Annotated in this window: 14 protein-coding genes; 9 read left to right on the top strand and 5 right to left on the bottom strand. The window is 43.6% G+C overall.

Going from position 1 to position 12,927, the window contains the following annotated elements:
* Positions 1–205 precede the first annotated feature (205 nt).
* The 5 genes from cysZ to crr all read left to right on the top strand — a co-directional run bounded on the left by cysZ (position 206) and on the right by crr (position 5,186).
* On the top strand, positions 206–961 hold the full coding sequence (gene cysZ, locus L0991_01790) for a sulfate transporter CysZ (GenBank protein XGB62818.1): 756 nt from the start codon (positions 206–208) through the stop codon (positions 959–961).
* 219 nt (positions 962–1,180) lie between these two features.
* On the top strand, positions 1,181–2,149 hold the full coding sequence (cysK, locus tag L0991_01785; protein XGB62817.1) for a cysteine synthase A: 969 nt from the start codon (positions 1,181–1,183) through the stop codon (positions 2,147–2,149).
* A 302-nt stretch (positions 2,150–2,451) separates the two neighbouring features.
* Positions 2,452–2,709 carry an HPr family phosphocarrier protein gene (locus tag L0991_01780; protein ID XGB62816.1) on the top strand — a complete coding sequence of 86 codons (258 nt, stop codon included), beginning with the start codon at positions 2,452–2,454 and terminating at the stop codon, positions 2,707–2,709.
* Positions 2,710–2,845: 136 nt separating this feature from the next.
* Complete coding sequence (gene ptsI / locus L0991_01775) at positions 2,846–4,570, top strand: phosphoenolpyruvate-protein phosphotransferase PtsI (GenBank protein XGB62815.1); 1,725 nt, start codon at positions 2,846–2,848, stop codon at positions 4,568–4,570.
* Between the two features lie 106 nt (positions 4,571–4,676).
* Entirely contained in the window at positions 4,677–5,186 is a 510-nt protein-coding gene (crr, locus tag L0991_01770) for a PTS glucose transporter subunit IIA (GenBank protein ID XGB62814.1), read from the top strand.
* A 728-nt stretch (positions 5,187–5,914) separates the two neighbouring features.
* Here crr and L0991_01765 read toward each other — a convergent pair.
* From L0991_01765 to L0991_01750, 4 genes are all read right to left on the bottom strand, one after another.
* On the bottom strand, positions 5,915–7,048 hold the full coding sequence (locus L0991_01765) for a flagellin (GenBank protein XGB62813.1): 1,134 nt from the start codon (positions 7,046–7,048) through the stop codon (positions 5,915–5,917).
* Between the two features lie 241 nt (positions 7,049–7,289).
* Complete coding sequence (locus L0991_01760; GenBank protein XGB62812.1) at positions 7,290–8,423, bottom strand: flagellin; 1,134 nt, start codon at positions 8,421–8,423, stop codon at positions 7,290–7,292.
* Between the two features lie 120 nt (positions 8,424–8,543).
* Positions 8,544–9,467 carry a Dyp-type peroxidase gene (locus tag L0991_01755; GenBank protein ID XGB62811.1) on the bottom strand — a complete coding sequence of 308 codons (924 nt, stop codon included), beginning with the start codon at positions 9,465–9,467 and terminating at the stop codon, positions 8,544–8,546.
* Between the two features lie 65 nt (positions 9,468–9,532).
* Entirely contained in the window at positions 9,533–9,994 is a 462-nt protein-coding gene (locus L0991_01750) for a DUF2919 domain-containing protein (protein ID XGB62810.1), read from the bottom strand.
* 109 nt (positions 9,995–10,103) lie between these two features.
* Here L0991_01750 and L0991_01745 point away from each other — a divergent pair, with 109 nt between their 5' ends.
* Positions 10,104–10,448, top strand: a complete 345-nt coding sequence (locus tag L0991_01745) for a DUF2956 domain-containing protein (GenBank protein XGB62809.1) — start codon at positions 10,104–10,106, stop codon at positions 10,446–10,448.
* A gap of 12 nt (positions 10,449–10,460) precedes the next feature.
* Complete coding sequence (locus L0991_01740) at positions 10,461–10,793, top strand: DUF4156 domain-containing protein (protein ID XGB62808.1); 333 nt, start codon at positions 10,461–10,463, stop codon at positions 10,791–10,793.
* Positions 10,794–10,842: 49 nt separating this feature from the next.
* On the opposite strand, the gene L0991_01735 is transcribed toward L0991_01740, so the two are convergent.
* Complete coding sequence (locus L0991_01735; GenBank protein XGB62807.1) at positions 10,843–11,130, bottom strand: helix-turn-helix domain-containing protein; 288 nt, start codon at positions 11,128–11,130, stop codon at positions 10,843–10,845.
* A gap of 205 nt (positions 11,131–11,335) precedes the next feature.
* On the opposite strand from L0991_01735, the gene L0991_01730 reads away from it, so the two are divergent.
* Positions 11,336–11,683: an ArsC family reductase gene (locus L0991_01730; GenBank protein XGB62806.1), complete on the top strand. Its 348-nt coding sequence runs from the start codon at positions 11,336–11,338 to the stop codon at positions 11,681–11,683.
* A gap of 96 nt (positions 11,684–11,779) precedes the next feature.
* A complete protein-coding gene (dapE, locus tag L0991_01725) occupies positions 11,780–12,916 on the top strand; it encodes a succinyl-diaminopimelate desuccinylase (GenBank protein ID XGB62805.1) in 1,137 nt (378 codons plus the stop codon).
* Positions 12,917–12,927 lie beyond the last annotated feature (11 nt).

Genomic DNA, 12,927 nt, shown 5'->3' with positions numbered 1-12,927 from the left:
CAACTAGCGGAAAGACGCTGTCACTAAGTTGGGTTAATTTGACCAATCTCACTACTCTATCAAAAGTAGCCACTGTTTTAGAACAACTTAATACAATTAGTTCCTTAGATGGTGTGATTTTCGCCACGCTTTTTTTCTTAATTTTGGTCGAGTACACTAGACATGTTTGCTATTTAACCAAATTCACATGTGACCTTAATTAAATATGACTATTGAATCTGTTCCCCGCTCTGGCTTTGGCTATTTTGTTTTCGGTATAAAGATCGCGTTGTCTCCGAGCATTCGCAAATTTGTACTGCTTCCTCTTCTTGCTAACGTGTTACTCGTTGGCGGTGCGCTTTTTTATATCTTCTCGAATCTAAACACTTGGATTGAAGGTTGGATGGAAGGTTTACCGAGCTTCTTATCTTGGTTGTCATATATTTTGTGGCCATTATTGGTATTAACCGTATTGGCGACCTTTTCATATTTCTTCAGCACCCTTGCCAATTTCATTGCTGCTCCCTTCAACGGACTACTCTCGGAGAAAGTCGAAGAGCTGCTTAGCGGTAAAAAAGTCAATGACGATGGTTTACTGGATGTTTTAAAAGATACTCCGCGCATTTTAGCAAGAGAATGGCGCAAGCTTGTCTACGTTCTGCCAAAAGCGATCGGTTTATTCTTACTTTTACTGATTCCTGCACTCGGTCAAACCGTTGCGCCATTTTTATGGTTCATCTTCACCGCATGGATGTTAGCGATTCAATACGCCGACTACCCGTTCGACAACCATAAAATCAAATTTGATGAAATGAGAAATAATTTGAAACAAAAACAAGGTAAGAGCTATAGCTTTGGTGCACTTGTTTCCGTGTTTACTACTATTCCCGTTCTCAACCTTATTGTAATGCCGGTTGCTGTGTGTGGTGCAACTGCAATGTGGGTTGCTGAATTTAAAGACCAAGCTCTACGCTCTCGCTAATCCTCCCCTCTGTATTCGCCTATCTATTTGAAGTTCTGATTTCACTGTAGATAGGCGTCAATTCTGCTACATATCTATATGATATAACTTTTTAATCCTTTTACCTTTTTTTCAACTTGTTTAATCTAAATTCAAGCTAAACAAACATCGAAAGACACTAGACGGTAAAGTGATTGATATACATACGTTTAGTGCTGTCATTAAATGAAGGAATATCGCATGAGCAAGATCTACGAAGACAACACCCTAACGATTGGTAATACACCTCTAGTCCGCCTAAACAAAGTAAGCAAAGGTAACGTCCTAGCTAAGATCGAAGCTCGTAACCCTAGCTTCAGTGTTAAGTGTCGTATCGGTTCTAACATGATCTGGGAAGCAGAAAAAGCAGGTACCCTTAAGCCAGGTATCGAACTAGTTGAACCAACAAGTGGTAACACAGGCGTTGCACTCGCATTCGTAGCAGCAGCACGCGGTTACAAACTTACGCTAACTATGCCTGAGTCAATGAGCTTAGAACGTCGTAAGCTGCTTAAAGCACTGGGCGCAAACCTAGTTCTAACTGAAGCACCAAAAGGCATGAATGGCGCGATTGCTAAAGCAGAAGAAATTGTTGCTTCAGACCCAGACAAATACCTACTACTACAACAATTCAACAACCCAGCTAACCCACAAATTCACGAGCAAACAACCGGTCCTGAAATCTGGGAAGCAACAGACGGCGAAATTGACGTGTTTGTAGCTGGTGTAGGTACAGGTGGTACTATCACTGGTACAAGTCGTTACATTAAAGGTGAAAAAGGCAAAGCCATCACTTCTGTAGCAGTAGAGCCAGCAGAATCTCCAGTAATTGCACAAGCGCTTGCAGGTGAAGAAATCAAACCAGCTCCGCACAAAATCCAAGGTATCGGCGCAGGTTTCATCCCTGGAAACTTAGATTTAGAACTTATCGATCGCGTCGAGTCAGTAACTTCTGAAGAAGCAATTGAAATGGCTCAGCGACTAATGAAAGAAGAAGGTATTCTTGCAGGTATCTCTTCTGGCGCAGCAGTAGTAGCCGCGAACAGAATTGCTGAACTCCCTGAATTTGCAGGAAAAACTATTGTAACTGTACTTCCAAGCTCTGGTGAGCGTTACCTAAGTACAGCGCTATTTGCAGGTATCTTTACGGAAAAAGAGAACCAACAATAATATGTGGTCAAATCAATTTTTCGTCCAAAAAAGCCCCGTTTAGGGGCTTTTTTGTTGATCCCTGCCCCACCTTTGGTAATATCGGGTCTGTTTTATTTTTCGCTTCAAAATAAAAGAAGCAATAAACAGATTCTGAAGGTCGTGAGTCCTCAACAAAAGATGACCATGGCTGGATAAAAATTTATAACCAGTCTAAGTTCTAACACGAACATGGCGTACTAGCCTCTAGCGCATTTGGGCTAAAGCAGTTAAGCTAAACTGGTTACAAACTTACAAAAAATAAATTAATTGGGGTATATAAAATGTACGAGAAGCAAGTAGAAATCACAGCAGAAAACGGTCTTCACACTCGTCCAGCTGCACAGTTCGTTAAAGAAGCAAAATCTTTCGACGCTGACATCACAGTGACTTCTAACGGCAAAAGCGCTAGCGCGAAAAGCCTGTTCAAACTACAAACTTTAGGCCTAGTAAAAGGTACTAACGTAACTATTTCAGCTGAAGGTCCTCAAGCTCAGCAAGCAGTTGACCACCTAGTTGCTCTTATGGATCAACTACACTAATACGGTCTCCTTCTTTCAAAGCCATTTTGCATAGCAAAGTGGCTTTGTTCGAAATAGATAGGAATAAGCGCGACATTAGTCGACGACTTAAAGTCACACACTCTCCCGTTTACAGTTGAACAACTAAGGTAAGGCTATGATTTCAGGCATCCTAGCATCTCCTGGTATTGCTTTCGGTAAAGCACTACTACTTCAAGAAGATGAAATTGTCCTAAACACTCAATCTATCTCTGACGACCAAGTTGAAGCAGAAGTACAGCGTTTCTTTGACGCTCGTAACAAATCAGCTCAACAACTTGAAGTTGTTAAGCAAAAAGCACTTGAAACTTTTGGCGAAGAAAAAGAAGCAATCTTTGAAGGCCACATCATGCTGCTTGAAGATGAAGAGCTAGAAGAAGAGATTTTAGCACTCATCAAGAAAGAAAAAATGCACGCAGACAACGCGATCCACACTGTGATCGAAGAGCAAGCTTGTGCGCTTGAATCTCTTGATGATGAGTACCTAAAAGAACGTGCAACTGATATCCGTGATATCGGTACTCGTTTCGTTAAAAACGCACTAGGCATCAACATTGTGTCTCTATCAGACATCAGTGAAGAAGTTATCCTAGTAGCTTACGACCTAACACCATCTGAAACTGCACAAATCAACCTAGACTACGTTCTTGGTTTCGCTTGTGACATCGGCGGTCGTACATCCCATACTTCAATCATGGCACGTTCTCTTGAGCTTCCAGCTATCGTTGGTACTAACGATATCACTAAGCAAGTTAAGAACGGCGACATGCTTGTGCTAGACGCGATGAACAACAAGATCATCATCAACCCTTCTGAAGCTGAACTAGCAGAAGCTAAGAAAATCAAAGCAGATTTCGAAGCAGAAGCGGCTGAGCTAGCAAAACTAAAAGATTTGCATGCTGAAACTCTAGACGGTCACCGTGTAGAAGTTTGCGGCAACATCGGTACAGTAAAAGACTGTGACGGTATCCTGCGTAATGGCGGTGAAGGCGTTGGTCTGTACCGTACTGAATTCCTATTCATGGACCGTGACGCACTTCCTACTGAAGAAGAGCAATACGTTGCTTACAAAGAAGTAGCTGAAGCAATGAACGGTGAGTCAGTGATCATCCGTACTATGGATATCGGTGGCGATAAAGATCTACCATACATGGATCTTCCACAAGAGATGAACCCGTTCCTAGGCTGGCGTGCAGTACGTATCAGCTTGGATCGTCGTGAAATCCTACGTGACCAACTACGTGGTATCCTACGTGCATCTGCACACGGTAAACTACGCATCATGTTCCCAATGATCATTTCTGTTGAAGAGATCCGTGAACTGAAGAAAGCAATCGAAGAGTACAAAGCTGAACTTCGCGCTGAAGGCCTAGCTTTCGATGAAAACATCGAAATCGGCGTAATGGTTGAGACTCCAGCAGCAGCTGCAATCGCACACCACCTAGCGAAAGAAGTATCTTTCTTCTCTATCGGTACTAACGACCTAACGCAATACACTCTTGCGGTAGACCGTGGTAACGAAATGATTTCTCACCTATACAACCCGCTATCTCCTGCTGTTCTTACAGTAATCAAGCAAGTGATCGACGCATCACACGCTGAAGGTAAGTGGACTGGTATGTGTGGTGAGCTTGCTGGTGATGAGCGTGCAACACTGCTTCTTCTTGGTATGGGCCTAGATGAGTTCTCAATGAGCGGCATCTCTATCCCTAAAGTTAAGAAAGTAATCCGTAACTCTAACTTCGCAGAAGTTAAAGCTATGGCTGACGAAGCACTATCTCTACCTACAGCTGCTGAAATTGAAGCTTGCGTAGAAAAATTCATCGCTGAGAAATCTCAGTAATCGCCAAATTCTTAATAGAGTTAGACGGCTAAAAATAGTCGTCTAATTTGTTAGATTGGTATAGTATATTCTACAGAATAAAACTAAACGTTAGGAGCATGACACAATGGGTCTGTTTGACAAACTGAAAAAGCTTGTATCTGATGACAGCGCTGATGCTGGTGCAATCGAAATCATCGCACCTCTTTCTGGTGAAATCGTAAACATCGAAGATGTGCCAGATGTAGTTTTCGCTGAGAAAATCGTTGGTGACGGCATCGCGATCAAACCAGCTGGCGACAAAATGGTAGCTCCAGTTAACGGTACTATCGGTAAGATCTTCGAAACTAACCACGCATTCTCTATCGAGTCTGACGACGGTGTTGAGCTTTTCGTTCACTTCGGTATCGATACTGTTGAACTTAAAGGCGAAGGCTTCACTCGCGTAGCTGAAGAAGGTCAATCTGTTAAAGCTGGTGACACTATCATCACTTTCGACCTAGCGCTTCTAGAAGAGAAAGCGAAATCTACGCTTACTCCAGTTGTTATCTCTAACATGGACGAAATCAAAGAGCTGAACAAGCTTTCTGGTTCTGTAACTGTTGGTGAAACTCCAGTTCTTAAAGTAACTAAGTAATCTCGATTACTTATCTGCTTTAATAAAAACGCTACCTAAGGGTGGCGTTTTTTGTGCCTGTTATATTCACATGCCGGGCGACCAATTACTTTACCCCTCTCAGTCAGTAAAATTCCCCCTATTTTGCAGCACCCTTTCACGAATATAGATCCCTGATATCTCGCTCGACTCGATTCTGGGATGACGGAAGTTCAGTTGAGCTGATGTACAGATAAGTACCTTTACCTTCCTAATTTCGAAAGAGTCTCCTCTTAAGAAACAGTTCCCTTAAATCTCGTTCTACTCAATTCTGGAATGGCGATTAGTTCTCAACTAACTTATGAAAACGTCACGAATCCGAAAAAGAAGCCTGAAATACTAACCTCTCTTTAAAAGCGAAACTCCTGATTCCTAGTTCTACTCGGTTATGGAATAACGTTAAAATCCTTTTTTACTGAGCCATTATTTGCTCAAACCAATCGTACTCATTTTACAAAGCAATAAGATCATCATCGTCCAATTCCCGTCATTCCCTACCGGGAGGGACGACCGAGATAGGGAATCTCGCTTGGTACCCACAACCCTAATTAGAACCTTGAAAGCACACTTTTGCCATTCACAGAAAAGCAAAAACCCAGCCGAAGCTGGGTTTGTTTAGCGCTCATCTCTCACCACGAGCTAATTTGTGGAGGCCTTACGTTAACGCTTTGTCTCAACAACGCTTATAGTCAACGTGGCTTTTTAATCGATTAGCCTAGTAGGCTAAGTGCCGAGTTCGGAGCTTGCTTCGCTTGAGCAAGAATCGAGCTTGAAGCTTGAGAAAGGATCTGAGACTTAGTCATCTGAGTCGTTTCTTTCGCGAAGTCGGTATCTTTAATACGGCTCTTAGATGCGTTAACGTTCTCGTTAATGTTGTCTAAGTTGCTGATTGCGTGGTCGAAACGGTTTTGGAAAGCACCCAACTCTGCACGGTGGCTGTCTACGTACTTAAGTGCCGCATCGATGATTGCTACAGACTCTTGTGCACCGCCAACAGACGTTACGTCAATAGTATCAACCGTCACTTCTTTAGATGCTTGAATGCCTAGCTCGCCAGCAAGACCACCAGAGAAAGACACATCACCGCTTACTTTGTTGTTACCAGCAAACATTTGTAGCTTACCGTCTTCAGTTACAGACGCTTTCACAGAATCTTGTTGACCGTTGATGTATGTCGCTAGCTCTTCGATGTCGTCGCCCGCTTTTGCGCTGATGTCGATTTCTTGAGCTTGACCAAAGTTATCTGTGAACGATAGTTTTAGGTCGTTTGAACCCGCTTGTACGTTCCAGTCTTTGTCTTTAGCGTTCTCAGTTTGGTAGCTCTTACCACCCATCTGAGCGTTATCAGAGCGCATATCTTTCAGGTTCAGCATTACCGCTTCGCCGTTATCCGCACCGATTTGGAATGATTGTGTTCCGTAAGTACCGTTAAGCAGCTTGTTGCCACCAAAAGACGTCGTTTCCGCGATACGGTTTAGCTCGTCGTTCAGTGCTGTTACTTCTTCTTGAATCGCTACACGCTCAGCTTTTGAGTTTGAGCCGTTTGAAGATTGTAGAGAAAGATCACGCATACGTTGCAGGATGTTAGTTGTCTCGTTCATTGCACCTTCAGCGGTTTGTGCAATAGAGATACCGTCGTTCGCGTTACGAACAGCAACGTCTAGGCCGCGGCTTTGAACGTTCAAACGGTTAGAGATTTGTAGGCCCGCAGCATCGTCTTTTGCGCTGTTGATTTTAGAGCCAGAAGCTAGACGCTCCATTGATGTTTGTTGTGCGCTGTTCGCGTTGTTTAGGTAACGTTGCGCTGTCATCGCTGAAACGTTGGTATTTACATTCACTGCCATGGTGATTTCTCCAATTGATTTTCCGGTATTGCGGTTTCCGACGTCTCGGAAAACCAAGTAGTTCTCTCAAAGTTACTTTTAATAACGGCGTAATTGGCGAAACCTTTAGGAAAAAAACAATAAAATTAAAGAAATAGCGATAAAGGATAGGAAAGCGTGACTGGTAGTAAAATTATCAAAAAAAGATAAGAAAAACGCTAAAGTTGTCGAGAAGTCAGTCGAGTGAGGTTTTGTATTTTTATTAACCTAATAAGGTTAAAGCAAGATTTGGCGCTTGCTTCGCTTGAGCCAGAATGGTGGTGCTCACTTGCTGAAGAATTTGCTGTTTCAGCATTTGAGTGGTTTCTTTAGCGTAATCGGTATCTTTGATTCGACTGTTTGAAGTCGCCAAGTTTTCATGAACGTTTTCAAGGTTGTTAATGGCGTGGTCAAAGCGGTTTTGCATCGCACCTAGTTCAGAGCGATGGCTATCCACATACTTCATCGCAGTATCTAGAATAGAGACAGCACGCTGCGCCCCACCCACATCGGTCACATTGATGTCATTCACCGACTCATAGTACCCCGCCGACATCGACAGCTCACTAGCAAGTGAACCAGAGAAAGAGATGGTGCCAGAGGTATCCTCACCAGACATGTAGATCTGAAGCTGTCCATCATCATTAACCGAAGCTGAGACTAGATCCGTTTGACCATTGATGTATGTCGCCAACTCTTCAATATCGTCGCCAACTTTCGCATTAATGGTGATCTCTTGAGGCTGACCAAAACGATCGGTAAACGACATCGTCATATCATTCTGGTTTGATTTCACTGCCCACGAGTCATTGGCCATACCATTCGCGACATAACTAAAACCGCCCATATTGATGTCATCAGTACGCATGCTTTTGAGACCGATTTGAACCGCCTCGCCTGAGCTGCCACCAATCTGAAACGACGTACTACCAAAGCTACCATTGAGGAGTTTTTTGCCCCCAAATGACGTCGTCTCTGCGATACGATTTAGTTCATCGTTTAATGCGGTAATCTCCTCTTGAATGGCCGTTCTTTCCGATTGGCTGTTCGAACCATTACTAGCTTGCAGTGACAAGTCACGCATACGTTGCATGATATTAGTGGTTTCGTTCATCGCGCCTTCGGCAGTTTGCATAATGGATATACCATCATTCGCATTGCGAACAGCGACATCAATACCACTCATCTGCGCTTCTAAACGGTTGGAGATTTGAAGGCCTGCAGCATCGTCTTTGGCGCTATTAATACGACTCCCTGAAGCCAAGCGCTCCAAAGATTGGTTCAGCATGTTATTGGCATTAGAGAGATTCCTCTGAGCCACCAGCGCTGAGACATTAGTATTAACAGTTATAGCCATAGACCTTCACGTAAAAAAGATGAATTACACTCACGATTGCTTTTATATCGACCAATTCAGATAAAGCTTTAATAAAAAAGGAGCCCTGAGGCTCCCTTTGTTTATTCTTTTTGAGACGACTTACTTAATCGTTAATGCGCTCAACATCTCAGTTGAAGGAGCGAAGTAGTAAGCACCTGTCACTGCCTTAGTAAAGCGAAGCAGTTGGTCTGTTTTGCCATCGGTTACGCCGTACATGCTCTCTAACATCGCATCAAAGTTATGACGAACATTACAGTAAGCAATGAACAGTAGACCATGGTCGCCCGTTGCTGTGCCGTAAGGTAGGCTGTGACGAACGATCTTAAGGCCTTTGCCCTCTTCTTTGATATCTACACGACCAACGTGAGATGCAGCTGGAACATCATCGAGCTCGATTGAATCAGGTTTAGTACGACCAACCACTTTTTCTTGCGCCGATACATTCAATCGATTCCAAGCAGGAAGGTTATGAACAAAACGCTGCACCATCACGTAGCTACCGCCTGCAAATTCGCCTTCAGGAACAATAGCAACTTCTGCGCGTTGTGCGTCTTTCGGGTTTTCAGTGCCGTCGACGAAATCCGTCATATCACGAGAATCTAGGAAACGGTAACCGTAAGTTTCATCAACCACTTCAACGTCTGCCGCTACTTCAGATAGCAATTTACGTAAGATGAAAAAGTGCAGATCGTGTCGGTTTGAATGGCAATGAATTAGTACATCAGCTGGCGTGCTAGGTGCGGTAACATCGCCTTCGCCAAGCGCAGGGAAGTCAATCAGATCAGTAGGAGCTGCTTGCTCGAACTTGTCCCAAAACGCCTTAGAGAACGCAACTGAAGCCGTCAGGTTCGCATCTGGTTGAGTTTGGTTTAGCTCTTCGATTAGCGCTGGAATCTTTTGGATTTCTGCTAGTACATTAGCAGTGTTAGCATTCACTTTTAGTTGAACGTAAAGAGCGAAAGGCCCAGCTTCAGGCAAAATAGCACTTTGAACGTTAGGCTGCTCATTTGAGATATTAAGCATAGATTATTCCTTCCAGTTTTAGCTTCTAAGTATAATTGTGAATGGGACAAATGTTTTGATGAGAATCAGTCTTCGTGCTCAACCACTTTAAAGCAATCCCGTGCTGCATGGCTATTGGTTAGATAAAGCGCTAACCACAGCAGCAACAATAGAGTCAGACCATTTGACCAACGGAACCAACCGTTATCCAAATAGATTAAATAAATAGTATGGGAGCCCTGCGCTAGAATAGCGGCTATGGTCACCCAACGTCCCCATGACACCACTTTATTGAGGCGCTTTCTCTCTGGAGATCTTAGCCCAAATAACCACATCAGTAACAAGCTAGGGACACTCAAGGCAATCCCAGCATAAAACATGTGATGATCCGGATAAATGATCTCGAGAATATCGGTTCCCGACTCTCTACTTGCACCTGCAACGATGAAAACGACGAGAGCTTTCGCAAGAAACAGCCAGCCTAACCATAATAAGATTGGCGCCTTTAAAAAGCCGTGCTTGTCGTATTGTTCTATGGAATACCGCACAAATCTCACTTTCACTTGTTTTCAAACCAACACTTTAACGCAAATCATTCATACTTAGTTAGGTTTACGTTATCTTATTGGTTAATACGTTTTAATTATCGAACTCAGTATGAAAAAGAAAACTAATACACCATCTGTTGAATCTCAACAAGAGGCACTGAAGATAGCCAAAGCGACTCAAAGGCCCGCTCAAACTAAAGAACAAACAAAATTGATTGCTCAGGGTATTGAGAAAGGCATCGCGCTTTATAAGAAACAACAGAAAGAACGTAACCGCCAAGCAGATAAAGCAAAGAAACGCGTACAAAAAGAAAAGCAAACTCAACAAGCGGCGATAGAACAAGAGCACAATGCAACATCGAGTGTTGAAGCAGCATCAAATCACTCAAGTAAATTGCCATGGATACTATTGATCGCGAGCTGGGTAGGTTTTGCGATTTATTTGATGCAATAACAGGACTAACGTATGAAAAAGGAATGGATGGCATTGGCAGTGAGCAGCATGCTGTTGGGATGCACCACACCCACTTCAGTACCTCATGATGAGGCCGACAGTGTGAGAATGGATTATCACGGCATCATTAATATCGACCAGTGTGAGTATAAAGGGGAAGTCACTGGTAGCGAAGGCCATTGGTACAGCTACCTGTTTTACCCAAATGATACCTTGATTCAGGGTGCGATGAATGAGCTTAAAACCAACGCGATCCAGCTTGGTGCAGATACGGTAATCTTTACCCTACCTCAAGATTTTTCAACTTCGGTTACCATGCTTGGTACCGCTTATCTTTGTAAGTAGTTAGCCTCTCTTTTAGCCGCCCCAAAAAAGAAAGCCAGCTTTCGCTGGCTTATGCACTAAATCCAAGGCTTGTTGCTATATCGCCTTTTCGTTCGAGAACCCACTGACTGTCAAATGGTCCCCAGTCGGATAACTGGTAATAGCCATCATTATGACGTCGCCCATCTTGAACAAACATAAGTTCGATACCGATCCCCGGTAACGCCTTGAGTACATCTTGAATAGTACGACGAGGCCAACCCGTTTTTTCGATGAGTTTAGGCACATTTGGCCTATCAAGGCTTTCAACTAACAATGCTAAATATAGCCGCCTTGCAAAAACAGGACTCAACTCCATTGACACCTCCTATATATGTGCAACTCAATTATTTCTTTTTTCGCTGACAACATGTTGAGGCTGATCAATAAGTCTCCAATAGTGACATTTTCTTACTGTTTTTTTTCGCTCAATGAAATATTCCTCACTCTATTTTGTCTGAATTGCCGCTTCCTGATAGGATTCAATTCATAACAATGAAAGAAAATCACCCAGAGGAAGAATAATGACTATCACAATGTTTGGTATCCCAAATTGCGACACGATTAAAAAAGCAAAGAAATGGCTCGAAGCTGAAGGTATCGAGTTCGAATTTCACGATTATCGCAAACAAGGTATCACTGAAGAGTTGGTAACAAGCTTCTGTTCAGAGCTTGGCTGGGAGCTAGTACTAAACAAACGTGGTACGACTTATCGTCAGCTTTCTCAAGAGCAAAAAGACACCTTAACAGAACAAACGGCAATCACTCTGCTTGTTGAACAACCAGCGATGATCAAGCGCCCTATTTTGAAAGTCGATGGCAAACTTCACATCGGCTTTAAAGCTGACCAGTACGCGGCTATTTTTGCGTAATCAGCGTTATTAGAACAGATAACAAGGCGTTGTGCGTGCTCTGTTCAACGCCTGAAATTAATGACTCGACGTTTTATTTAAACAAGGAATTCAAGGATGACAGATAGCCCAACTTTGGCTCTGGCAAAAGACCTCATTAGCCGTCAATCGGTAACCCCTGAAGATGCGGGCTGCCAAGAACTGATGATTAATCGCTTAAAAGCACTCGGTTTTGAAATCGAAGTAATGGTATTTGAGGATACGACGAACTTCTGGGCTCGCCGAGGTACCGAAGCACCTCTGTTTGCTTTTGCAGGCCACACAGACGTGGTACCAGCCGGTCCAATCGAACAATGGAACACCAAGCCCTTTGAGCCAACCATTGTTGATGGCTACTTACACGGCCGTGGTGCGGCAGACATGAAAGGTTCTCTAGCTTCAATGATTGTTGCTGTTGAGCAATTCATTGAGAAATATCCAGACCATTCAGGCTCAATTGGCTTCCTTATCACCTCTGATGAAGAAGGCCCTTTCATCAACGGTACGGTACGTGTTGTTGAAGCTCTGATGGCACGCGGTGAGAACATCGACATGTGTATTGTTGGTGAACCGTCAAGTACTGAGTTTGTTGGCGATGTGGTGAAGAACGGCCGCCGTGGCTCTATCACTGGCGATCTAACGATTAAAGGTACGCAAGGTCACGTTGCCTACCCTCACCTAGCGAATAACCCTGTACATAGCTCTCTGCTGGCAATTCACGAGCTAGCGACGACGGAATGGGACCAAGGTAATGACTACTTCCCACCAACCAGTTTCCAGATCCCGAATGTGAGTGCAGGTACTGGCGCATCTAACGTGATTCCAGGGGAGTTTAATGTTCAGTTTAACCTGCGTTTTAGCACAGAGTTAAGCAATGACGTTATCGTTGAGCGCGTGACAACAACGCTTGATAAATACGATTTCGAATACGATCTTAAGTGGACCTTCAATGGCGACCCGTTCCTAACAGACGCAGGCTCACTGCTCGATGCGATTGTTGATGCCGTTGGTCACGTTAATGATGTTAAACCAGCGCTGCTGACAACCGGCGGTACGTCTGATGGTCGCTTCATTGCCCGAATGGGTGGACAGGTGGTTGAACTAGGCCCAGTTAACGCGACCATTCACAAAGTTAACGAATGCGTAAAAGTCGCGGATTTAGAGAAGCTAACCGACATGTACGAAAGAACGTTAGTGAACTTGTTCGCTAAATAAATCTTTCCTAG

It is taken from the genome of Vibrio chagasii, from assembly GCA_041879415.1.
Classification (GTDB): domain Bacteria; phylum Pseudomonadota; class Gammaproteobacteria; order Enterobacterales; family Vibrionaceae; genus Vibrio.
Note: the sequence above shows the minus strand (reverse complement) of the source record. Positions and strands in the feature narration are given on the sequence as shown.